A 22,537-nucleotide genomic window follows, 5' to 3' on the forward strand; every position below is an offset into this window, starting at 1 on the left:
TCATGCGAGCTACCATCCAGTTCAGTCAGCCAGACAAGAAATTCGACATTCTACAAAAGCTGTTCAGCTTCGTTAAAGGTTTCAAAAATCTGCGCCAGCACATTCTGGAGCAGGGCGTATTGCTGGAAAGGTTGAATTCAGGCGAAATAGAGAATGTGCACCGGGCGCTTGCAGGTATAAATTACCTGGAGGCCAGGGTCATAGACAACTCGGTGCGTATTTTCGTCACCGACGGGGAACTTCGCGCGCTGTTCGACCTGATGATGCCCGTTTCCCGCAAACAGAATGATTTTTCCCGAATCTTGTGGGAACGTGGCTTTACGATTGAAGAGCTATCGCAGGATCAGGCGGAAAACCTGAGGAATCAGTTTTCGGCCATCGCCACCGTGACCATCGGTCCGGATGTTCCACGGACCAGAATTTATACTGTTAGCGGGCAGATTTTTCAGGAAGATGGAGTGCCGCTGTGCGCAAGCGGCTTTACTGTTTGCGCATTCGATGCGCTCTCGGTCAATACATTTGTGCGGTGTGGCGCAATAGGGGCGGTTCAGGATGATGGATTCTACCGTATCGACTATGCCTGGCGCTCGAATGGACGAAAGGGTCCTAATCTGCTTGTGCGAGTATTCGATCCGGAGGGCGGCATTGTAGCTGAAGCAAGGAAGAACCGGGCTGCGATTCAGGAGTTTCTCGATATCACAGTTAAAACGCTTTGCATCGTTCGGGGCACAATTCGCCAAGTGGATGGCTTCCAGCTTCCTCATCTCCTCGTCCGTGCATTTGATCGGGACATGCGGTCAGAGACATTGCTGGGTCAGGCAATCACGGATGCGGAAGGAAGCTATCAGATTACATATAGCACAAACAAGCTCCGAATGAAGGACAAAGCGGATCTGATCGTGCGCGTTTTCGAACCGTCCGATAGCGAAGGCAAAGAAACAGGAGATGAGATCGGATTTTCAGAAATTATATTCAATACTCCACTACAGCAAGCAGTCGACCTGGAGATCAAATCGGGAAAATTCCGGGGATCATCCGAGTATGAGCGATATATTACTGCGCTGAAGCTGCTTATTGAGGGTGAGCCTGTTCACCAATTGACCGATAAGGATTTAAGTTTTCTTGGAGGTAAGACAGGCATTCCGCTGGAGCACCTGAATTATCTTCGGCTGGATGACCAATGGTGTTTTCATTACAGCATGGAACCAGCTGTGGTCTATAGCCTATTACGTCAGGGACTGCCCGCTGACCTGCACCACCTGTCGACTGAAAAACCAACCCGTCTGCAAGAGGCGCTCCAGGCCTCCCTGGCGCACAACATCGCCCCTGCAGCACTTGCTGATAAGGTTGATCAGGCCATAAAGCCACTTCTCTCCCTTGCTGACTCGATGGTCTTCGAGCTTGAAAGAAGGGCAAAATAAGCAACTCCCATAAACATAGACGACGGCCCGTTTAACCGGGTTCCATTCAGCTGGAGCTATATATACGAACTCCAGGTGCTCCTTCTCCAGCATTTTCGCGGCCAGGGTCTATAGTTATATTGTCTATATAAGGATAGCCGGTTATCTGCTTCAGCGGAATCTGCTTGCAGAAGACTGTGAAAAGGCTGTGTGCCATGACCCTTCGCATTCGCACCAAACGGATTTTGTCTATCTCATTTATGATATTAGGCGGAATACTGATGTTCTTTGCGCCGGAAGATATCTGGATCGGCGCACTTCTCTTCATCCTTGGTCTCGGCATTGAAATCGCGGGACTCGTCCTCGGGCACAACAAATAACAAACGAGTATTGAATGAGTGCTATCCAGGCTTCTGGAAAAGGAGCATGGATCTCGCGCACTCAGGCGAGTCCATGGCTAACAGAGGCAGATTGACCGGGACAGATCAAGTTCCAGAGCATAAAAAAACCCGAAGACGTTATCGACTTCGGGTTTAAAGTTTCCACTTACAAAGGAGGGATCACTTGTCCAACGGCTTATATGATAAAACTGTTACAAATAAAGTCAAGAATAAAGTGTATGAAATTGAGGCGGCGTGATCCCTCCATTCATCAAAACTTCATTCCAGTGTGCGGCGCCTGACCAGTAGCATCAGCGCCCCCAGTCCCGCCAGCATCATTGCGTAAGCGGAAGGCTCAGGGACGGGTGTGAGGACGCCAAACAAACCGTGGGTTTCGTCATCTGGTCCCGCCGTGAAGTACAGCAGATGACTGCTGCCTGCCATGGTATCGTTGCCCGGTGAAATGGACCACAAACCGTCAATCACTACGGGATGATCGTTGGCATCGAGCACCTGGCCGAGAAAAGTATGCGTATTGGGGTCGTAGATATTGATATGGCCATCACCGAAATTTCCTACCAGTAGATTACCGGCAGCGGAACCAAACGAAGAAGGCGCTACAGCCAATCCCCACGGGGCATTCAAGGTTCCGCCGGATGCAACCCGCCCAACGAAATCGCCGTTCAACGTGTATTGGTCGACAAAACCCAGCCCAGCCCCGGCTACTTCGTCATCCTTGTTTGCATTCTGCAGGGCATAGGTCACATACAGCGATCCGTTGAGATTCTGGATGTTGAAAGGAGCATATCCACTGGGAAGGCCAGGATCGGTAAACGAACCGTGTAGTGATGGCGCCGCTGTATCTCCCTTGTGAACATCCACCGTCCCGGCTTTGAAGTTGGCCGCATAAAGATAATCATACCCTCCAGTGCTGCCGATAGCTGCACCCTTATAGCTGTTGTCCGAAGATGCCGACACCAGCGTCTCTGCCGGTATCAAACCCGTCGTACCCAGGGCGGGACGCCAGCCTGAAACTGTGCCATCTTCGCTTACGAACAGAAAGCGATTGCCCCCAAATGATGACGTACTGTTGAATACCTGCCCGGTCACGCTACCCTCGCCCGGGATGGAAACTGTCAAGGGTCGCTGGACGGTCGCTTGTGTTGCTGGATTCACACCATACAAACGGACTGTTCCGCCATCAGTCGAAGAGACCCAGAAGGGCCCGTTAGGAGCATAGGACATTCCCCACGCATTCTTGAGCCCGGTGTCGGTAATCTGTGCAGCATGAGCAAGCTGATCATCGGTTACAAGATTGGTGGGTGTGAATGTAACCGCCCAGGCAGGAATGGTCAGCAGGGATGCCACAACGCCTGCTGCAAGTGAAGGCAAATAGAATCGAATCTGTCGCATGATATTTCCCCCTAAAATATTAATAAGAAAGAATTTCAGTGCTACCAGTCAGCTTCTGCCCCTCTTTGCCCCTTATCTGTCTCCTGTTCCTTTTTCCGAATAGACGTGGTGCGACGAGCCGGTACAACAACATATAAACTCCCCACGACGATCTATCATTCATAGGGCTCGATTGGATTTAACACAAATCGTGTGATAAAACTGTTTCTATTACATAAAGAATTCGTGAAATTGCAGCGTGGATAACTTTTTTATAGATCATCCACTTCCCGTCCGCCAGTGAGTTGCTCGACGTGCGGCTAAAACTTGACAACCGCCAAACCGGCCTATAACAACACTTGGAAAAATTCCTTTATCTGAAAAGTGAGATCAAGCAAAGGGAGCAAAGAGAAGGAGGAAGAGAGCAACGATTTTCACGGTACACTATTTTTTAATTATCGGAGATGGTAGTGTCTGTCTTTATGTGCAAAAAGCTTTTTTAGTAAGAAGGGGTCATGGTATGAGGTTGATTGATGAGATCACCTTTAACCTTGAGAGGATATACCATGAGTAACAAGAAGCATAAGACCGAAGTGAGGTTTTTGGAAAGGCTTGAAAGGAGTAGAACATGTCCGATCTGGTGGTAATAGGATTTGAAAACCCGCAAAAGGCTGAGGAAGTTTTATGGAGATTCAGGGCCCTGAGAAGCCAGAATTTATTGGATCTTGATGATGCCGTGGTTGTGGTTCGGGACGAAAAGGGTGAGATCAACCTCAAACAAAGCATCAACCTGACCCATTATGATGCATCCGCGGGTCTGCTTTCAGGGGGATTGCTCGGGGCAATGGTTGGACTTGTATTTCTCAATCCCGCAGCCGGATTTTTGATCGGCGGGATGATTGGTGCAGGTGCGGGCGCTTTGTCGGGCTCTCTTTCCGATTACGGAATTCCCGATGATTTCATAAGGTCGCTAGCCGAAACAATTCCTGTCAACTCATCGGCGCTTTTTATTCTCGCTCGCAAAGTACAACCGGAAAAAATTCTGGCTGAACTCCCGGATGTTAAAGGTAAAGTCCTCAGGACCACACTGTCGCCTGATCAGGAAAAAAGACTGCGGGAAGCACTTGCGGGCCCGACGACCGGAAGCGGGTAGTGAGATGAATGCGCTGACTTCACGGTTGTTCCGTGACGGGCAGGGAGTTCCCAGATGGTTCAATTTTCGAGCGTCCCTCGCGCCTTGCCCTGACCTCCTTGGTGCCCAGATCCAGGACACGCGGATCCCTGGCTGCTGAATCGGCAGCAGGCTGTTCCTCGATGCGGGGTTCGGCCTTTGCATGGCTCCCTGTATCCTTATCTTCCATACTCCTGGCTTTAGCCGATTTACTCACGTCAAGTTTCGCCTTCGCACCGCCAGTATCTCGGGCAATCTCTCCCCGGCTCCCTGCGGGCCCATCATATTTTGCCTTCAGGTCGTTGCTGATCGCAGCATAATTGCGATATTCGTTCTGCATCTGTGATTGCAGTTGCAAATATTGAACGCTATAAGCCACGCGGGCGCTTTCCAGTTGCTGTAACCGGATTTCCAGCTGGCGCCTGTTATGGGAATTGTCCTTGGCCTCGACGGTCTTTGCCGCCAGAGATACTTCCTGGATTTTTTGATTCAATAGCTTGAACAAATGCGCCATGTTATTTGCAGCCGCACTATAACGCCGATGGTGCAGTTCCATCTTCTCGAATTCAGTCAATGGTTGCCCCCGCGGACGCGAAGCAGACTCAGTCGTGTTCGTTGCCGGTCTGTCCTGCCGATTTCGTTCCACCGGCTGGGCAGCAGCGCTGGAAACACCCGGAATCAAGGGGCCGAGCATCAGTGCAAATAAAAGTGCCCAGGGTGCGAATAAGCTTCCTACATCATCAGTCATGAAATGAACTCCTGATCGCCTTTTGTATTTGCGCTTTCTGTGTGTTTTTGCACATCCTGCGAAACAGTATAACGCTTACTCATTCCGGTATGTCCGGCTTGCGATTTCTTTTTTCCAGCCCGGCCAAGCAGGCTTGTAACTACTACCTTCCATAAGTATAAGTTAAACTCGCCTTGAAGCAGGCTCTGTCCGGCACGCTTCTTTCCGGCTTACGAGCCAATGGTATTGCCAATATCGTCATTTTCAGGAACGACATCAAAATATGAGGGGCAAATTCATCACTCTGGAAGGCATTGACGGTGCGGGCAAGACGACGCATCTCCGCTGGCTGGAGCATTTCCTGAAGGAAAGAGGAGAAACCGTGATTATCACGCGCGAACCCGGCGGCACTCCCTTGGGCGAAGCATTGCGCGGCATCCTGCTCGATGATCGGCAGGTGATGCACGCGGAAACCGAGGCATTGCTGATGTTTGCCGCTCGGCGCGAGCATCTGGACAAGGTCATCCTGCCTGCTTTGAGCCGCGGCACCTGGGTAATATCGGACCGTTTTACCGATGCCAGCTTTGCCTATCAAGGCGGGGGGAGGGGATTATCCCTGCAGAAATTGAATGAACTCGAATGCTGGGTGCAGGGTGAGTTTCAGCCGGATGTTACCCTTTATCTCGATGTGTCTATTGCATCAGGAAGGCAGCGAACCAGCAACATCAAGCAGGCGGACCGGTTTGAAAAAGAACAGGATGAATTTTTCCGGAGAGTACGAGAGGCATATCTGGAGCGGGCAAAAAAATTCCCTGAAAGAATACGGGTGATAGACGCCAACCAGTCTCTGGAGGATGTCAGGAGGTCAGTTGAAAAAAGTATTGCAACGATTTGCGCATGAGTAATATTTATGGATGGCAAGAAGAAGTCTGGCGGAAACTTGCGGGCACGCTGGGCCACGCCCTGCTGTTACGAGGCAGAAAGGGACTGGGCAAGCTTGCGTTTGCCCGCTATCTGGCGAAATCCAGGCTCTGTGAAAATCCCTCTGTCGAAGGAAAGGCGTGCGAGGTCTGTGCAAGCTGCCACTGGTTTGAGCAAGGCAGTCACCCGGATTTCTACCTTGTCGAGCCCGAAGCAATCACGGCAACGTCCGGCTCGGGAGAGGGATCCAGCGAGGAGGGTGTGGAACCCGGAGATGAGCCAGAGGCTCAATCTTTTTCCAGAGCAGCGAATCAGGCCACCGGCAGCGGCAAGTCCGCAAAAAAACCCAGCAGACAGATAAGTATCTCGCAAATACGGGAGCTAGGCGACTTCGTCAATATTACCAGCCATCAGAACGGCTACAAGATCATCCTGATTCATCCGGCGGAGACCATGAATATGGCTGCTGCCAATGCCCTTCTGAAGAATCTGGAAGAACCGCCGCTCCAAACGTTGTTCATACTGGTAACGCATCAGGCACAGTACTTATTGCCGACCATCCGCAGCCGTTGCCGCCAGATCGCCATGCCAGCCCCCGATGCAGCCTCCGCAGCCCTGTGGTTAAAACAGCAGGGTGTCAAAGCGCCTGAAAGATGCCTGGCCTCGGCTGGCTACGCTCCCCTGACCGCACTGGAATTTGCGAACGAAGATTATCTTGTGCGGCACAGCGCTTTCATCCAGCAAATCAGCACTCCCTCAAGTTTCAACGTGTTGGCATTGGCAGAGGAAATGCAGAAATCGGACCTTGTCATGGTGGTCAGCTGGCTGCAAAAGTGGTGCTACGATCTGATGAGTTTTCGTATGACACAGAAGGTCCGCTATCATCTGGACATGCTCGCGCAAATAAAATCCTTGGCGCCTCAGCTTGATCCGTATTCAATGGCAACTTATTTGCGGGCCCTGGATAAAACGCAGCAGGTTGCCCGACATCCGCTCAATCCAAGATTATTTCTGGAAGAACTGCTATTTTCCTATGTGACGGTGTTATCCGGGGAATCCAGGAATCGGAGCAAGGCCGGCTGACAGAAAGGATCTGACAGAAGCCTGTCATGACTGCTTCTGGAATAGATCATGAACGATCATTGATATCCTTCTTATCCTTCCGCGGAAATATCGCAATCAACCTACAGCTCTTGAGTACTGCGCGGTAATTGCGTGATCGAATTACGTTATATCGTCCATCAAGTCTCAAAAGACAAAAGCTGGACTTTTCTCATAGCCTTTAATTCCGGGCTGTAACCGGGCAGGTAGAACAGCGTAATTTTTTCCTTGTGTTCGTCGATGACTTTCTGCCTTACTTGCGTCGCATCCCGGACAATATTCATGCAGCCTTGATCTTGCGCGAACCGAATGGCTCCCCGAATGTCGGGGCCAATTTGGCATGAGCGCATTCCCGTCATGCCGATCTTGCCGACTTTACGCTGTGGCGGCTGAACCGGTAAGAGCGGCCAATTTCTGTTCGGCCGACAACAAACGCTGTTCGAGCGCGCCCCGATCCTGCAGCCAGGTGTGCTTTTCCTGCGCCAAATGATCGGCGCGCTCTTCGGCACGGCGCACTTGGTCGGTCAGCATACTGGATGCTTGTTCTTGCACTGCCAGCGCTGCCCGCATGTCGCTTAGCTGCTGTTGTACGGCTGTCAATCGCGCGAGCAAGTCGTCTTTCGCTGTCATCAGATCCCGAACCTGGTCGCTTAGCTGCTGCTGCACGGCTGTCAATCGCGCGACCAAGTCGTCTTTCACTGTCATCAGATCCCGAACCTGGTCGGTAAGACGGTCTCGCGCCGAGCGCACCGCTGTCAATTCCTCTTGTGTCGCCTGGAGGGTCTGATCCTGGCGGTCACACTCGGCGGTAAAATTGGCGATGCGCATTTCCTGCTGGCCGATTGTCGTTTGCTGTACAGCGGTCTGTCGGTTTGCGCTGTCCAAATCCTGTTCGAGGCGAGCGATACGTTGCTCGTACGCTTGGCGTTCTTCAGCGCGTCGGGCTGCAGTCGCTTCCTGATAGTGCTCGAACTGCGCGCGTGTCTGTGTCAATTGATGGTCTAGGGTCGTCACCTCGCTGGCGCGGTCGGCCAAGCGCTGTTGGAAGCCGGCGTTCTCCGCCTGAGCCGTAGCGAGCGACAGGCTCTGAGCGTGATGCGCCTCCTGTAACTGTGCTAGTGCACGGCGCGTTTGAGCGAGATCCTCCGACAAATTTGCCTTGGTCTTCAAAGCGGCCTGCAGTTCATCATTGAACTGCTGTTCGCGTTCGCCTGCAGCGTGAAGCTCTTCGGCGTGCTGCTGCTTGGCTTGATCGAGCTTGCACGTCAGTTCGGCTTGCATATGTTCGTACAGTCCCGTGACCGCCTGGAGAAGCGACGCCGGCAAGCCGGATTCAACGGCCGCCATGGTGTCTTGCTGCTCGGCTTTCCAGCGCTTGAGAAAAGGCGCGATGGTACTTTTGCTGCCGGTGCCGCCCAAAGCTTCGCGGACGCTGTCGACGGTGGGATTTTTGCCTGCCCCTACCAGTTGGGCCGCGGCTTGGGCGACATGAGAATACAGAATACCGGCACGGGCCATGGCGTCTTCCTCAAATAAAGTAATATAATACGTTGTACGTAATATTACGATAAATTACGTTAAAAATATATGCATAAATTTATAAATAATAATTACGATAATTTATGTTATCGTGACTTAATGATGAATTCTGCATCACTCTTGGCGTAACGCAGCCAAAAACCGCGAAAGTGAGCGACAAAAATGGGTATGGAAGAAAAGAAGCGGGAAAATGTCGTTTTGTCGGGAAATCTGTCAAAACATAACGCCGGTACGCTCGTTTCCGAACACGAAATGCGGGAGCGCCACCAGCGTTTTATCTCGGCGGCAACCTCGGAAAACACTCGCCGCACCTACCGCTCGGCGATCCGGCATTTCTACGCCTGGGGCGGAGCACTGCCTTGTGATTCAGGGGCAGTGTTGCGGTATCTGCTGGCTTATTCCGACTCCCTGAACCCGCGCACGCTGGCGCTGCGGCTGACGGCGCTAGCGCAATGGCATGCGTTCCAGGGGTTCCCGGACCCAACCGCCGACCCGAGCGTGCGCAAGACCTTGAAGGGCATCACGCGCACCCACGGCAAGCCGAAGAAGAAGGCGAAGGCGCTGCCAATTGAGGACTTGGAAGCGATCGTGGCCAAGCTGGAGCCGGACACCAGCCTGATTGCGATACGGAATAATGCACTCTTGCAGATCGGCTTTTTCGGCGCGCTGCGCCGCAGCGAGTTGGCCGCGCTGATGGTGGAGGAATTGGCTTGGGAAATGGACGGTTTAGTGATCACGCTCGCGCGCTCGAAGACCGACCAGGAAGGGGAAGGTGTCAGCAAGGCGATTCCCTACGGCGCTCCGGATGGAATATGCTGCCCGGTTCGCGCCTTGAAGCGCTGGCTGGAAGCGGCAAACATCATTTCGGGGGCAGTGTTCCGGCGCGTCACTCGCTGGGGTGCCATCGGCATCGATCCGCTGAGCGACGGCAGTATCAACGATATTCTGGAGGCGTGTGCCAAAGCGGCGGATCTAGCATACGTCCCGGAACTCAGCAGCCATAGCTTGCGGCGCGGCTTGGCCACCAGCGCACATCGATCCGGGGCTAATTTCAAGGACATCAAAAGGCAAGGTGGCTGGCGACATGACGGCACGGTGCAAGGATACATCGAGGAAGCTGGGCGGTTCGAGGCCAATGCCGCATTGACGCTGCTACGCCGGAAGGGGAAAAAATGAGGCATCAAAACCTTAGCGTACGATTTTTTCCGAATTCTGCGGCGTCCCCAGTATTCGAGAATTAAAAGGTGTTGCAAGCCTCAATTCCTGGAAGTCCATTTGTGATCATCTGGAAATAGAAACAGCAGGAGATTCTGCACGGAGAAGGCTTCAAAAATGGGTTGAAAGCAATCAGCCGTTATGGCTGCGAGTACCGGATACAGGTTAGGACCTGTGGCGTCATTTTTGCACCTGAATACTGCTGCTGAGGCGGGGTGAGAGTGATTTACCCACCGGCAGTGATTGGGGGCGTTAATATACAGAGCCCACTATCGGGATTTTTTTCCCTGTGATATGTTCGATTAAGCGACTATCTGGAATCAATAGCGGCGATAATCAACTGACGCCCATAAGCCAGTATCCCTGGATCAGGGGAATAATTGTTGTTGTCGTCATGTCTTCCTTTCTCCTTTTTGACCGGGTTCCATCATGTTTGTCGATTCCCATTGTCATCTTGATTTTCCCGATCTCGCGAGCAGGCTGGATGAATTGCTGGCACGAATGCGGGAAAATGACGTCAGTCATGCACTCTGCGTGAGTGTCAATCTCCAGGATTTTCCCCGAGTCCGCGCTCTTGCCGAGAACCATCCCAATTTATACGCCTCGGTTGGCGTCCACCCCGATTATGAAAATCTCGCCGAACCGCAGGCGGCACAATTGGCGTCTTTGGCTGATCATCCAAAGGTGGTGGCGATAGGTGAGACCGGACTGGATTATTTCCGCCTCAAGGGCGATCTCGAATGGCAGCGGGAGCGTTTCCGTCAGCATATCCGCGCTGCCCGCCAATGCTCGAAACCGCTCATCATCCACACGCGTGAAGCCGCTGCCGATACACTGAGGATCATGGCGGAGGAGGGTGCGGACAAGGTGGGAGGAGTCATGCACTGCTTTACGGAAAGCTGGGAAGTAGCGCGGCAGGCGATGGAAATGAATTTCTATATATCGTTTTCAGGCATTGTCACGTTCAAGAATGCCGTTGCGTTGAAGGATGTGGCCAGAAGAATCACCCTGGACAGGATATTGATAGAAACGGACTCACCCTATCTTGCTCCCGTGCCCCATCGTGGCAAGACAAACGAACCCGCGTTTGTGAGAAACGTCGCAGAAGAAATAGCGGCACTGCGCGGCATCCCTATCGAGGAAATCGGCAGGATCACGACCGATAACTTTTTCAACTTGTTCAAGGCGGCCTGAATTATGAGTTCATCCAGAAAATTATTTATGGTTGGTCTGGTGCTTGCTGCCAGTCTCTCTCAGCAGCCTTATGCAATGGGTGGGGTTTATGAAGATTTGCGCTGGGCGGCTGAAGACAATAATACATCCGATATCAGCAAACTGCTCGCAAAGGGCGCTGATCCGAATACACCCGATGAGCAGGGAAATACGCTTTTAATGGCCGCTGTCCGTCATAAAAATGCCGATCTTGTCGATCTGCTCGTTCAGGCCGGCGCCCGACTCAACCTTCGCAACCGCTATGGCGAAACAGCGATCATGCTCGCAAGCCTGCACGGCCTGGAAGATATTGTCCGGAAACTGTACATCAAGGGAGCGGAAATCAACCATGAGGGATGGAACCCGCTGATTTATGCCGCAACAGGAGGCCACCCCCGGATCATCCAGCTCTTGCTGGAAGGAGGTGTGCCGATCAATTCAACATCCGATAATGGAACGACTGCGCTTATGATGGCCGCAAGAGGCGGGCATGTTGAAGCCGCAAAAGTTCTTCTGAAAAACGGCGCCGACCCCAATCTAAGGAATGAGTGGGACAAAACCGCGTTGCAGTGGGCGTTGAGCAAAAACCACAGTAACGTGGCAGAATTATTGAAAGCAAGCGGAGCAAAGGAGTGAGCCGTGGGAGTCATCGATTTCAATCACTATAATCTGCGTGCCCCACGAGAATTGCTCGATAGCCTCAAGGCTTTTTATTGCGATGTAGTGGGACTCGCGCAGGGTTTTCGCCCTCCATTCGACAGCTTCGGGTACTGGCTTTATGCCGGCGATAAATGCGTACTTCATCTGAGTGAAGCGGCCGTGGATGAAGTGCGGCATACTCATATATCGACTACTTTCGATCATGCCGCATTTACCTGCACTGGGCACCCTGAAATGGAGGCACGGTTGAAGCAGCACGGCATCCTGTTCAGAAAAGGCCAAGTACCTGCGCTAGGCATTACTCAGTTATTTTTTAAAGACCCCGCCGGAAACGGCATCGAACTGAGCTTTATCGATCAATCCGCAGAATAGATCCCGGAATTTTTCCCTGCAGTTTCAATTGCGGAATAAGCGGGCAGACGGGAATCAGGCTACCGTGCAAGAGGAAACAGAAGAAGAGGGGGGCGCCGCGTTCATCCGTAACTATTGATCCCAGCCAGAAAATGCTATGAATCTCGTCATTCCAGACCTGACTCTGAATCCAGTAAACCGGAATCTAGTCCAAACCAATAATGGCGTGCTCTGAACGTTACTGGATACCGGCTTCCGCCGGTACGGCGTTTGTACTGTTTGCTCGCCGACTCAATAATCAAAGAATGAAATGAACAAACCGCTACACAATAAAGTCGCTATCGTCACGGGCGCATCACGCGGCATCGGTGCCGAAATAGCGCGCACATTAGGAGGTGCGGGCGCAAATGTAGTCGTGAACTATACTAAAAATAAGGAAGCGGCCGAGGCAGTCTGCACTGCGATCCAGCAGGCAGGCGCAGAGGCAATTGCCATCAAGGCGAATGTCAGCAATTCAGCTGAAGTTTGCAGGCTCTTCGATGCCGCAATCGAACGTTTTCAGCGCCTGGATATCCTTGTCAATAACGCAGGCGTGCTCCTGTCCAGAAAAATGTCTGATATCAGCGACGACGAATTCGACCGCGTTCTGGATGTCAATGTGAAAGGCGTTTTTTATGCTCTACGAGAAGCTGCTGTCCGGCTCGAGGATGGAGGCCGCGTGGTGAATTTATCCAGCACTGTTACACGATTGATGCTTCCCAATTATGGCGCCTATGCGGCCAGCAAGGGTGCTGTCGAACAACTCACGCGCGTCTTCGCAAGAGAAGTTGGGAATCGCGGCATCACTGCAAATATCGTTTCGCCAGGGCCGGTCAATACGGAAATGTTCACTACGGGAAAAAGCGAAGAAACGATAAGACGGATGGCAGCGATGTCTTTCCTGGGGCGCGTAGGAGAGCCGGAAGATATAGCGCGAGTTGTCCTTTTTCTGGTGAGTGAGGAGTCCGGCTGGGTTACCGGACAGAACATCAGCGCCAGTGGAGGCGCGGCATAAATCTGTTTCTCTGGTTGGAGATCCGGCACTGCAAATTGATTCTCCCGGGATCGACCCCGAAAACAGAAAAACTTTATGACAGGAGAAAAATATGTCTGAGCTGGGGGTGGTGGGTTTTAAAGAGGTCGAAGAAGCCGATCGTGTTTTACTTAGACTTGCCAAATTGAAAAAGGAACACCTGATAGATCTTGAGGATGCCGCTGTCGTCATCCGCGACGAGGCCGGCAGGGTCCACCTCAAATAGAGCATTAATCCTACCATTGAGGGAGCGACGACTGGCTTCATTCTCGCTTCCGGGAGCTTATGGGGAGGGGCTGATCGGACTGCTATTCATGCATCCGATTGCCGGCTTTGTATTGGGCGGTGCAATCGGCGTCGGGGTAGAGGCGCTGTCCGGTTCTCTCGCCGACTACGGCATCAACGATGATTTCATCGTTGAGCGAAGCCATCCCCGTCAACTCGTCGGCGCTTTTCATTCTCGTGCGCAAGGTGCAACCGGAAAAGGTTCTGGCAGCACTCACCGACGTTAAAGGCAAGGCCCTGCGAACGTCACTGTCTCCCGAGCAGGAGAAAAAACTCTAGGAAGCCCTGGCAGATTCGACACTCCCCTCACAACATAGCTGAGACGTAGAAACGTAGGGTGCAATAAGCAAAGGGCCTTGCACGTCTATTGGGGAATTTTGACGGTGCCCGATTCACCGACAGGGGAAGACCTAACGGCTTCTGAACGACTTCTGGTTAGCTTGACAAGAAAACACGGAGGGCGCCGCTCCTTCTCGCCGATGCGGCTTCCGGTCTCTATAACGCCCCTCGCACTTTTTCACCTTTCCCCCTCTGTCATCTTTCCCCGAACGGGTTTAATCATCCCTGTCATTTTCCTGTGTAGAACCTGGTATCCATCAAGCGGCATCACGCTCAATCCTGCCAATTTGACAGGACCTGTCCTTCTCATCACTGCCCCCAATTTACTGCGCACACAGTTACCTCAGTTTACCCCTCAGTCATGCACAACCTGGATATATTCCCTATTTTTTTAGTGTAATGGAAATATACTCCTGGCATTAACGTGAAACATGCCTTGATGAGAGAGGGGAGGGGCGGCTGAAGCGATTTCGGTTTACTATGAAGGGTTAAAAGGAGGAAGGATTCTGGAAGCTATAACGAACGCGGATGATTCCGTCACCATTGCTATTCATCTTTTGGCGGCAGTTCTGTCGGGCGGCGCTATCGGTCTTGAGCGAAGCCTGCACGGCCACCCCGCCGGTTTCAGAACGCATGCACTGGTTTGCCTTGCATCCAGTCTGCTGATGCTGGTTACGCTCTATCAGTGGAAGTGGCTGCCGCCAAACATAACAATCGAGGCCGTGCGAATGGACCCTACCCGAATGGCGCAGGGCATCATGACGGGTATCGGTTTTCTTGGAGCCGGAGTTATTTTCAAGGAAGGCCTGAGTGTTCGCGGCCTGACCACTGCCGCTTCCATCTGGATTACAGCCGGTATCGGCATACTGATGGGTATAGGCTTTTTCCTTCCCGGTATTTTGGGAACCCTGCTGACCCTCGGGATACTTTCGCTTTTCCGTCTGATTGAAGATCGGGTGCCGCGGCAGTTATACGCTCAGTATCACGTAAGCTTTGACCGCCACAAGGTGATGCCGGAAGATCAGGTTCGTGCCCTGGCGATCGACCATGGGTTTGAGATTGCAACCATGAGTTACCATATTACCCAAGCGGGCTTGTTCGAGTACCGTATGGATGTCAGGACGACGAATGCCGGCAGAGCTGCGGGGCTTGCAAAAGCGCTGCAAAATATCGAATCTGTACGTGAGTTTCGTGTCTCGACCACAGGTACATAGCGTGCCATAAACGTTCCCTTGCGGGAGAGATTGAATTCCGCCTTGAATCGTCAACCAACCGGAGGAGTTTCCCATGCAGCTGAACCCTTATCTCAATTTCAACGGCCAATGCGAGGCCGCTTTCAAGTTCTATGAAAAATGCCTCGGAGGAAAGATCAACGCGATGCTCACCTTCAGAAGTTCACCCATGGCGGAAGAAACGCCGCCGGAATGGCATGACAAAATCATGCATGCGCGCCTGACGGTAGGCGAAGCTGTCCTGATGGCCTCAGACGCGCCGCCCGGACATTATGAAAAAACCAAGGGGATGTCGATAGCCCTGAATACGGACAAACCGGAGGAAGCTGAACGCATATTCGCGGCATTGTCGGAAAATGGAACCGTGCAGATGCCGATCCAGCCTACCTTCTGGGCTGCCCGGTTTGGCATGCTGATCGATCAGTTCGGCATACCGTGGATGATCAATTGTGAGTAAAGACTATGAATTTGGCCAGTGCCATTCTTCCTGAACCCCTTCGATAGGCCCGGAACGGGCTTGCCGGGGCCGAAGATACCGTAGGGGGTGGGGACAGTTACTCAAAGGCGCGCTAAAAGCTCAGGAAGGCTTTCCGCTTCCCGCTTTCTGAAACGACTCTTAAATTGCTCCTGTCGTCAAAACGATTTTTCCGATATGGGCGCCTGATTCCATCAGTGCGTGCGCCTCGGCAGCTTCCTCCAGCCGGAACGTTTTGAATATTTGCGGCTTTATTTTTCCCTGATGCAATAACGGCCAGACCTGCTGTTCCAGTTCCTGCGCAATCTGAGCCTTTTCAGCCACGGTGCGAGATCGCAGGGTCGAGCCGGTATGCGTCAACCGCTTTGCCAGCATGGGCATCAGGTTTAGTTCCCTGGCGGCGCCGTTCTGGATACCGATCTGGAGAATACGGGCATTGAGCGCAGCCGCCTTGTAGTTTCTCGCCACATAGTCTCCGGCGACGATATCGAGAATGACATCGACTCCTTTGCCATCCGTAAACTTCCGGACTTCCTCGACGAAATCCTGCGTGCGGTAATTGATGGCGAAATCAGCGCCCAGGGCAACGCATGCCCGGCATTTTTCCTCCGAGCCTGCTGTTGTTAGGATAACGGCGCCGAAAGCCTTGGCCAGCATTGTGGCGGTGGTGCCAATGCCCGAAGTGCCCCCATGAATGAGTACAGTCTCGCCCGATTTGAGCTTGCCGCGCTGAAACAGGTTGGTCCAGACGGTAAAAAAGGTTTCCGGCAATGCCGCTGCCTCGATCATGTCAAGGCCCAATGGTATCGGCAGGGCGTTGTTTTCGTGCACCGCGCAGTATTCAGCATAGCCACCCCCTGCAACAAGCGCGCAAACCTTTTCGCCCAGCTTGAATCGGGTTGCGCCTTCGCCTGATCCAACGATTTCCCCCGCGACTTCAAGCCCGGGTATTTCCGAGGAGCCTGGAGGGGGAGGGTAAAGCCCCCGGCGCTGCAGGATATCGGGACGATTTACCCCGGCCGCTGCCACCTTGATCAGGATTTCACCAGGGCCAGGCTTGGGAACCGGATGGGACGCGGGCGCCAGCACCTCCGGTCCTCCCGGATGTTGTATTTCAATTACCAGCATCGTTGGTCGATTGTCGAGTTTGAAAGCGTTGCCAATACCTGCTATAGATTAACTGTTCCAATTTTCCGTTGGTGTTTCAATGTTTTTCACAAAGGAGATGAACATGAAAATTCTCATCGTTCTGACATCCCATGATCAACTTGGCGACACTGGAAAGAAAACCGGCCTCTGGCTGGAAGAATTCGTTGCCCCCTATTATGTGTTCAAGGATGCAGGAGCGGAAATCACGCTGGCTTCGCCGAAAGGCAATATGCCACCGATCGACCCGAAAAGCGATCTCCCGGAAAACCAGACTCACCTGACGCGCCGCTTCCGGACAGACGGCGCCGCACAGGCTGAGCTTGCGCATACGAAAGAGCTGACCTACATCTCGGCAGCCGATTACGATGCGGTCTTTTATCCCGGAGGGCATGGCCCGATGTGGGAGATGCCGGATAACCGGATATCCATTTCACTGCTGGAGGATTTCATAGAAGCCGATAAACCGATTGCCGCAGTGTGTCATGCTCCCGCTGCGTTGGTCAACGTGCGAGGAAAAGACGGGGAGTATCTGATCAAAGGGATGCGCGTGACCGGTTTTTCAAATACCGAGGAAGAAGCGGTGGGCCTGACCTCGGTTGTTCCATTCCTGCTGGAAGATCGGCTGAGGGAGCGCGGCGCCATATACAGCAAGGCAGACAACTGGATACCCTACGTCAAGGTTGACGATAAGCTGATAACCGGTCAGAACCCGGCTTCTTCCAGGCCTGCGGCGGAAGAGCTGCTGCGAATGCTCCATGTCGTCGCCGCCTAGAACTGCAGAACTGCCGGACATCCAGCGGCAGGAGCCTATCGAGAGGACAGGCAGGAGAAGCGCTCCCTGCTAACCAGGACGCAAGATAAACAGGAAAGGAAATGCCGGGCGTGGACAAAAGTGAATGGTATTTTCAGGTCGGCTATGTGGAAATATTGTATGCAGCAATGGTGGTCGGCATTGCGGTTGCATTGTATTTCTTCCGTAAATCTGGCGAGGTTTCGGGCCTGATCGCAGACAGGATGGAGGAAAGTGGCAAGCTGCTGGGATTGCTGGGACTGGCGGTGGTGCTTTTCATACTCAACAGGGTGCTCGGGGATCTGTGGTAGGGCCGCAGTGGTTGACTGCACGGAGCTACCAGCCCACGAGGCTTAACACATAACATAATCTTCGAATCGGGGTTCTCGAAGCTGCTTTGCATACTGAAAAGAGAATCCCGGATAAATTCCGATGATTTTTCCGGATTCTGTCTTGTACCAACTCCGGCATCCTGCAGCCCATACCGTTGTCGATAAAGTCCTTTGCAATTCCTCGTTATACCGATTCATGGCTTCAGGTTTCACTGAAAGAAAGCGCTTCCGCTGCCTGGCAACCTCCTGGATGCATTTCAGCGCATAGCTCACCTGGGTTTCTATAAAAAGGATTGCGGAAGTATGTCCTTGCCCCGTGTTTGGCCCCAGAAGTATGAAAAGGTTGGGGAAGCTAGCCACTGTGACTCCCTGGTAAGCCTTGGGTTCACCTGCCCACACCTCGTTCAGGGTATCGCCATGCAAACCCTGTATTTCTACCGACAACATATGTTTTACATTGAAGCCGGTCGCACAGATAATCGCGTCCACTTCACGTTTCTGCCCGTCGCCCGTAAGGATACTGGTGCGGTTGATTTGCTGGATGGGAGTATCGATCAGCTCCACGTTGGAGCGTATGAGGGTAGGGTAGTAGTCGTTGGAAAGCAGGACGCGCTTGCAGCCGAAGGGATAGCTGGGACGTAACACTTCCCGCAGGCGCGGATCGATCACCTGCTGCCTGAGATGCCATTCTGCAAGCCCGCGCCCGATCCTTGCCATGAAACCGCCGGGATTAAAGGAAAGACGGTTCATTTCGTGAAGCCAATAGAGCAGAAAGCGGTTGGCTTTGATGACCGGCCTTAACCGAAACAGGGCTTTTTCCCATGGGGCGTACACATGATTCAGCCTGGGGATGACCCAGTTAGGGGAGCGCTGGCAGACGTAAAGCCTTGCAGCAAGGGGGGCAATGCGGGGAATGATCTGGACCGCGCTCGCCGCCGTGCCGATAACCGCGACCCGCTTGCCATCAAGGGAATAATCGTGATCCCATCGGGCAGAGTGAAACAGGCGGCCTTTATAGATATCCATGCCCGGGATATCGGGGTATCGCGGCTCGCTCAGCGGCCCCGCGCTGCAGATGAAGAAATTTGCCTTCAGTTGCTCCCCGTTTTCAAGCCGTAACAGCCAGAACCCCTGTTCGGGATCAAAGCGCGCGCTCGTCAGCGTGGCATTGAGCCTGATGTGAGGCAGGAGATCGAACTTCGTGGCAAAGCGCACCAGATATTCACGGATTTCAGGTTGTGGAGCGTAAGCCTGAGACCAGTCGGGGTTGAGGTCGAAGGAGTACGAATAGAGGTGAGAGCGGACATCACACTCGGCTCCGGGATAGGTATTGTCCCCCCATGTGCCTCCAATTCCTCCAGATTTCTCGATAATGAGAAATGAGGTGATGCCGGCTTTACGCAAGGTCCTGCCCATACAGAGACCCGAAACGCCAGCACCGAGAATTACAGCGCGATAGGTTTCCCCGTCAGCTTGTTCTGGGACAGGAGGTGTGTTCGACATTCAGCAGTTTCAGCAGGCAGGGAACAAATTCATATTTAATGTCATTTATTACAGTAGCATCCTCGTATTTTGTTTATCAATAATAAAAATTAATTTATCTCTTCATCTATTTTAGAGATATCTGCTCAAAAGCACCGGTGCGCACAAAGTCAAACTCAAGGAAGCGGCCACTAAATATATGCTGATATTGGAGCAACCCCCTGATCGGGTGAAGAAATATTTTCAGGATCCTTACGTCAAATAGGCAGTGTGAAAAATTCAAACTTCACTTGGTCGGATCAATAGATTCAGCAAAGGAGGAAATGGTGGCTCGCCGACGCCAAGAACCGTGCCCGGAAAGTGAAGGTAGCAGAGCTGGACCGCGAAGCCGAGGCGATTCGCCTCACCTCGCCGCTGTCGGATGATGGAAAGGTCGGACTCGCTGAGCGTGTAGTACCGGATCGGGTAGGCGTGGTTGTCGGGCAACGCCAGAAGGCTTTGCCGCTCGGCGGCGGAGAGGATCGAACGGCGGGGCATGCAAATTCCTTCTTCTTATAAACGAGGGATTTCGAGAAACTAGGCCAGCATGTTGATACGGGGCGCAAAATTAAGGCATTGCTATTCTCGAAAATAGTTCTTGAAATTCTATTCTTGATTGGCTATCATCTCAACGAGTTTCGATAAGGAAGAATACCGATGCGACCCTCCGTTGCGCTTGACCTCAAGCGAAGTACAGTACGCGAAGCGACAAGTCGCTTTTGTGCGGCGAACCCACGTGTTTTCGGCTCGGTGCTGCATGGCACCGACCAGGACGGCAGTGATATCGACCTCCATGTAGTATGGGATACCGTGCAGATCGTGCTACCGGTGCTGCTCAAGCAACTGCCTGCCGTGCAGCAGGATGTCGAAGACGAAGAGCGCAACGATGACCATTCGGGAGACAAGTCATGTTGATTGGTTATGCGCGTGTCTCGACGCAGGATCAGAACCTTGAGTTGCAACGGGAAGCCTTGACCAAGGCCGGGTGTCAAAAAGTCTTTGAGGACAAGGTGAGCGGCAAGAGAACCGATCGTCCTGGCTTGACCAAGGCGTTTGAAATGCTGCGCGAAGGCGACACACTGGTCGTCTGGAAACTGGATCGACTGGGTCGCAGCGTCAAGCAACTGGTCGATCTGGTCGGCGAACTGCGCAAGCAGGGCACTCAGTTCAAGAGCCTCACCGATGCTATCGATACCGGAACCCCCTCCGGCCGGTTCTTCTTCCATGTCATGGCCAGCCTCGCCGAGATGGAACGCGAACTGACTGTCGAGCGCACCCGCGCCGGGTTGGAGATCGCCCGGCAGCTCGGCCGCAAGGGTGGGCGCAAGCCCAAGATGACGGACAGTAAGATCGAGTCGGCCAGGAAGCTGCTGGCCAGCGGTGTCCCCCCCAAGGACGTGGCCAGGAACCTCGGCGTGTCTATTCCGACCCTGTATCGCTGGGTGCCGGCTTCGACCCACGATTAGCGTGACGATTTTTCCGTTTCGTGAACTAATCCCACCCAGCGCAAGACCTTGTCAAAGGGGAGGGGAATGCGCACTTTGGTGTTATTGCCCGTGACAGGTTAGCGCCGCCCATCGTACCAGACTGACAGGTGCTTTTTGTCTTGCAGAGACCGGCGGGGACTCAGCATAACGCGTGCGATCTGCCCAAAAATCTCTCCCGCGGAGTAGAGCTGGACCTTTCGCGGCGAGGACTCCAGCGGATGTTTCGTCAGGATCGGGAATTGCAGGCCGCGCGTCCGTCCCCATTTTTTCAGTTTTTCGCTCAGGGTTATTTCATCAGCGGCATAAAGTTCCTGGTCGAAGCCACCCACATCACGGAATGCATCAGCGCGGCTGACGACAAGTGCGCCGGCCGCCCAGCGAAAGAGGACGGATGTTGCAGTCCAAAGTCGCAATACCCCACTGGCCCACCACGGCAGGTCCTGCATTTTGATAGCGCTCCCGCAACCTACAATTCTGCCTTCTTCTATCAACCGCAGAATATCGCCAAATAATTCGGGATTCAAAATACTGTCGGCATCCACAAATAATAGCCAGCCTCCTGTTGCCACGGCAGCTCCGGTATTTCGCGCCCGGCCAATCTGATTGACTGGCTCGAAAACGACCTGCGCACCAGCCTGCCTCGCAAGCTCAGCCGTTTTATCCGTGGAGTTGTTGTCGACTACAATAATTTCCGAGGTAAAGCCAGGCTTGGCATTCGCTGCGAGCGATGCATGAACAGATTTTAGACAGGCTTCAATCAGAAGCTCTTCGTTAAAAGCGGGAATGATTATCGAAAGATGCATTGAACAGACTCGATCTTATTTGTTGTGACTGAAATCACGATTATCGCGGAAAATATGCAGGGGAAGCCAGATATCGACGATAGGTGGAACATAAGACCTTATGCTACGTTTAGGACTGGGAGGGAGTAGAAACAAGGCGATAAATAGTTTAAAAGCTTTTTTGAAAAAACTGCCATCAGATATAGGGACAGGTAAAATTGAAAAATAGTGAAAGGGTTCTTGTGGTTGAAGCCGCAAGAGTCATATTGAATAGTGGGAGGTAAGATGAGTGAATTTGCGATCCTGCAATGGCTGATAGTATCCGCACTCTTTTTCGTCGTTCCATTTTGGAGAATCTTCGAAAGAGCAGGTTTCAAACCAGCATTATCCTGGATTGCCTTGATCCCTGGGGGCATCCTGATTCTTCTATGGATTCTTGCGTTTGCCAAATGGCCGATACTGACGGGAACAGAAATAAAGAAGGAATAACCTTCCGTCTAAAAAGCCAATCTTTGAGCCAGGACGATGCAAACTATTCAACATCCATCTGCTACCGTGTCGCGTCTCCTGCAGAGTGCCCAGGTGCCGGATGTGCCTTGACCAGGTTTTTAAGTTCCATTGCGCCCTAAACCAAGCCTCCGGCAAATTGACAATATTCGAGCATGATGAGATTGTTATCGTGCGCGAAGCCTGTGACGAAATCCCAGACTCGCTTCTCCAGGTCGCGCAGACGCAGGTCGACGATCACGCAAATGACACCGCTAATGATGGCAGGCCGTACGTGGGAAGAACAGTAGAAACCAGGGCGAGCTGCTTGATGCGCACGGATTGGCACTATCGCATCTGAATCCAGTAGCGCCGCGACGCCACATAATCGTTCGGCCCAGTCGCTTGGGCGAAAGGTCGATCCATCGTGCCGGATGCCCTTGATTAGCAGTTCTTTGATGGGTTCGATCGGCCTGGCAAGGATTGCGGGGCGGCTCTTGCGCCCCACGGGAGGATCA

Annotated in this window: 25 protein-coding genes and 2 pseudogenes; 18 read left to right on the forward strand and 9 right to left on the reverse strand. The window is 52.8% G+C overall.

From position 1 onward, the window contains the following. Window positions 1–2 precede the first annotated feature (2 nt). The gene (locus AC52W5_RS09450) at window positions 3–1,421 is read left to right on the forward strand and encodes a hypothetical protein (RefSeq protein ID WP_495670816.1); all 1,419 of its coding nucleotides are present in this window, start codon (window positions 3–5) and stop codon (window positions 1,419–1,421) included. A 638-nt stretch (window positions 1,422–2,059) separates the two neighbouring features. Here AC52W5_RS09450 and AC52W5_RS09455 read toward each other — a convergent pair. Next, window positions 2,060–3,193, reverse strand: coding sequence for a TIGR03118 family protein (locus tag AC52W5_RS09455; RefSeq protein WP_495670817.1), 1,134 nt, complete (start codon window positions 3,191–3,193; stop codon window positions 2,060–2,062). 607 nt (window positions 3,194–3,800) lie between these two features. On the opposite strand from AC52W5_RS09455, the gene AC52W5_RS09460 reads away from it, so the two are divergent. After that, window positions 3,801–4,325 carry a DUF1269 domain-containing protein gene (locus AC52W5_RS09460; protein ID WP_112892856.1) on the forward strand — a complete coding sequence of 175 codons (525 nt, stop codon included), beginning with the start codon at window positions 3,801–3,803 and terminating at the stop codon, window positions 4,323–4,325. A gap of 19 nt (window positions 4,326–4,344) precedes the next feature. Here the strand turns inward: AC52W5_RS09460 and AC52W5_RS09465 are convergent, their stop codons facing one another. Next, the gene (locus AC52W5_RS09465; RefSeq protein ID WP_495670818.1) at window positions 4,345–5,091 is read right to left on the reverse strand and encodes a hypothetical protein; all 747 of its coding nucleotides are present in this window, start codon (window positions 5,089–5,091) and stop codon (window positions 4,345–4,347) included. A gap of 262 nt (window positions 5,092–5,353) precedes the next feature. On the opposite strand from AC52W5_RS09465, the gene tmk reads away from it, so the two are divergent. Both tmk and holB read left to right on the forward strand, forming a co-directional pair. After that, a complete protein-coding gene (tmk, locus tag AC52W5_RS09470) occupies window positions 5,354–5,971 on the forward strand; it encodes a dTMP kinase (RefSeq protein WP_495670819.1) in 618 nt (205 codons plus the stop codon). Then, window positions 5,968–7,074 (forward strand): DNA polymerase III subunit delta', encoded by a 1,107-nt coding sequence (gene holB / locus AC52W5_RS09475; RefSeq protein ID WP_495670820.1) that lies wholly within the window; start codon window positions 5,968–5,970, stop codon window positions 7,072–7,074. The genes tmk and holB overlap by 4 nt, the downstream gene beginning before the upstream one ends. 158 nt (window positions 7,075–7,232) lie before the next feature. Here holB and AC52W5_RS09480 read toward each other — a convergent pair whose 3' ends face one another. Then, complete coding sequence (locus tag AC52W5_RS09480; RefSeq protein ID WP_074975241.1) at window positions 7,233–7,451, reverse strand: hypothetical protein; 219 nt, start codon at window positions 7,449–7,451, stop codon at window positions 7,233–7,235. Between the two features lie 16 nt (window positions 7,452–7,467). Further along, the gene (locus AC52W5_RS09485) at window positions 7,468–8,610 is read right to left on the reverse strand and encodes a DNA-binding protein (RefSeq protein ID WP_495670821.1); all 1,143 of its coding nucleotides are present in this window, start codon (window positions 8,608–8,610) and stop codon (window positions 7,468–7,470) included. A 183-nt stretch (window positions 8,611–8,793) separates the two neighbouring features. On the opposite strand from AC52W5_RS09485, the gene AC52W5_RS09490 reads away from it, so the two are divergent. From AC52W5_RS09490 to AC52W5_RS09530, 9 genes and pseudogenes are all read left to right on the forward strand, one after another. Further along, window positions 8,794–9,807: a site-specific integrase gene (locus AC52W5_RS09490; protein WP_495670822.1), complete on the forward strand. Its 1,014-nt coding sequence runs from the start codon at window positions 8,794–8,796 to the stop codon at window positions 9,805–9,807. 468 nt (window positions 9,808–10,275) lie between these two features. Next, on the forward strand, window positions 10,276–11,040 hold the full coding sequence (locus AC52W5_RS09495; protein ID WP_495670823.1) for a TatD family hydrolase: 765 nt from the start codon (window positions 10,276–10,278) through the stop codon (window positions 11,038–11,040). A 3-nt stretch (window positions 11,041–11,043) separates the two neighbouring features. Next, entirely contained in the window at window positions 11,044–11,694 is a 651-nt protein-coding gene (locus AC52W5_RS09500) for an ankyrin repeat domain-containing protein (protein WP_495670824.1), read from the forward strand. Between the two features lie 3 nt (window positions 11,695–11,697). Beyond that, window positions 11,698–12,090 (forward strand): VOC family protein, encoded by a 393-nt coding sequence (locus AC52W5_RS09505; protein WP_495670825.1) that lies wholly within the window; start codon window positions 11,698–11,700, stop codon window positions 12,088–12,090. A gap of 289 nt (window positions 12,091–12,379) precedes the next feature. Next, entirely contained in the window at window positions 12,380–13,123 is a 744-nt protein-coding gene (locus AC52W5_RS09510; protein WP_495670826.1) for an SDR family oxidoreductase, read from the forward strand. A 91-nt stretch (window positions 13,124–13,214) separates the two neighbouring features. Next, entirely contained in the window at window positions 13,215–13,367 is a 153-nt protein-coding gene (locus AC52W5_RS09515; RefSeq protein ID WP_495670827.1) for a hypothetical protein, read from the forward strand. A gap of 88 nt (window positions 13,368–13,455) precedes the next feature. Continuing rightward, window positions 13,456–13,705: pseudogene (locus AC52W5_RS09520) on the forward strand (DUF1269 domain-containing protein). 617 nt (window positions 13,706–14,322) lie between these two features. Then, window positions 14,323–14,979 carry an MgtC/SapB family protein gene (locus tag AC52W5_RS09525; protein ID WP_081363600.1) on the forward strand — a complete coding sequence of 219 codons (657 nt, stop codon included), beginning with the start codon at window positions 14,323–14,325 and terminating at the stop codon, window positions 14,977–14,979. A gap of 73 nt (window positions 14,980–15,052) precedes the next feature. Beyond that, a complete protein-coding gene (locus AC52W5_RS09530; protein ID WP_074975248.1) occupies window positions 15,053–15,454 on the forward strand; it encodes a VOC family protein in 402 nt (133 codons plus the stop codon). Between the two features lie 159 nt (window positions 15,455–15,613). Here the strand turns inward: AC52W5_RS09530 and AC52W5_RS09535 are convergent, their stop codons facing one another. Further along, window positions 15,614–16,600 carry an NAD(P)H-quinone oxidoreductase gene (locus AC52W5_RS09535; protein ID WP_495670828.1) on the reverse strand — a complete coding sequence of 329 codons (987 nt, stop codon included), beginning with the start codon at window positions 16,598–16,600 and terminating at the stop codon, window positions 15,614–15,616. Between the two features lie 103 nt (window positions 16,601–16,703). Here AC52W5_RS09535 and AC52W5_RS09540 point away from each other — a divergent pair, with 103 nt between their 5' ends. Then, entirely contained in the window at window positions 16,704–17,393 is a 690-nt protein-coding gene (locus tag AC52W5_RS09540) for a type 1 glutamine amidotransferase domain-containing protein (RefSeq protein ID WP_495670829.1), read from the forward strand. Between the two features lie 101 nt (window positions 17,394–17,494). After that, on the forward strand, window positions 17,495–17,722 hold the full coding sequence (locus tag AC52W5_RS09545; RefSeq protein WP_495670830.1) for a hypothetical protein: 228 nt from the start codon (window positions 17,495–17,497) through the stop codon (window positions 17,720–17,722). A gap of 42 nt (window positions 17,723–17,764) precedes the next feature. Here the strand turns inward: AC52W5_RS09545 and AC52W5_RS09550 are convergent, their stop codons facing one another. After that, window positions 17,765–19,246, reverse strand: coding sequence for a flavin-containing monooxygenase (locus AC52W5_RS09550; RefSeq protein WP_495670831.1), 1,482 nt, complete (start codon window positions 19,244–19,246; stop codon window positions 17,765–17,767). A gap of 279 nt (window positions 19,247–19,525) precedes the next feature. Then, window positions 19,526–19,762, reverse strand: a pseudogene (locus AC52W5_RS09555) (DUF4158 domain-containing protein); the annotation flags it as partial. A gap of 159 nt (window positions 19,763–19,921) precedes the next feature. Here AC52W5_RS09555 and AC52W5_RS09560 point away from each other — a divergent pair. After that, window positions 19,922–20,179 carry a hypothetical protein gene (locus tag AC52W5_RS09560; RefSeq protein ID WP_081363601.1) on the forward strand — a complete coding sequence of 86 codons (258 nt, stop codon included), beginning with the start codon at window positions 19,922–19,924 and terminating at the stop codon, window positions 20,177–20,179. Then, the gene (locus tag AC52W5_RS09565) at window positions 20,173–20,730 is read left to right on the forward strand and encodes a recombinase family protein (protein ID WP_074975252.1); all 558 of its coding nucleotides are present in this window, start codon (window positions 20,173–20,175) and stop codon (window positions 20,728–20,730) included. The genes AC52W5_RS09560 and AC52W5_RS09565 overlap by 7 nt, the downstream gene beginning before the upstream one ends. Window positions 20,731–20,828: 98 nt before the next feature. Here AC52W5_RS09565 and AC52W5_RS09570 read toward each other — a convergent pair whose 3' ends face one another. Further along, window positions 20,829–21,554 carry a glycosyltransferase gene (locus AC52W5_RS09570; protein ID WP_074975253.1) on the reverse strand — a complete coding sequence of 242 codons (726 nt, stop codon included), beginning with the start codon at window positions 21,552–21,554 and terminating at the stop codon, window positions 20,829–20,831. Window positions 21,555–21,818: 264 nt separating this feature from the next. On the opposite strand from AC52W5_RS09570, the gene AC52W5_RS09575 reads away from it, so the two are divergent. Beyond that, window positions 21,819–22,022: a hypothetical protein gene (locus AC52W5_RS09575; protein WP_074975254.1), complete on the forward strand. Its 204-nt coding sequence runs from the start codon at window positions 21,819–21,821 to the stop codon at window positions 22,020–22,022. A gap of 136 nt (window positions 22,023–22,158) precedes the next feature. On the opposite strand, the gene AC52W5_RS09580 is transcribed toward AC52W5_RS09575, so the two are convergent. Further along, a complete protein-coding gene (locus tag AC52W5_RS09580; RefSeq protein WP_495670832.1) occupies window positions 22,159–22,527 on the reverse strand; it encodes a DUF3579 domain-containing protein in 369 nt (122 codons plus the stop codon). Between the last annotated feature and the right edge of the window lie 10 nt (window positions 22,528–22,537).

This window comes from Nitrosospira sp. CT, from assembly GCF_059489795.1.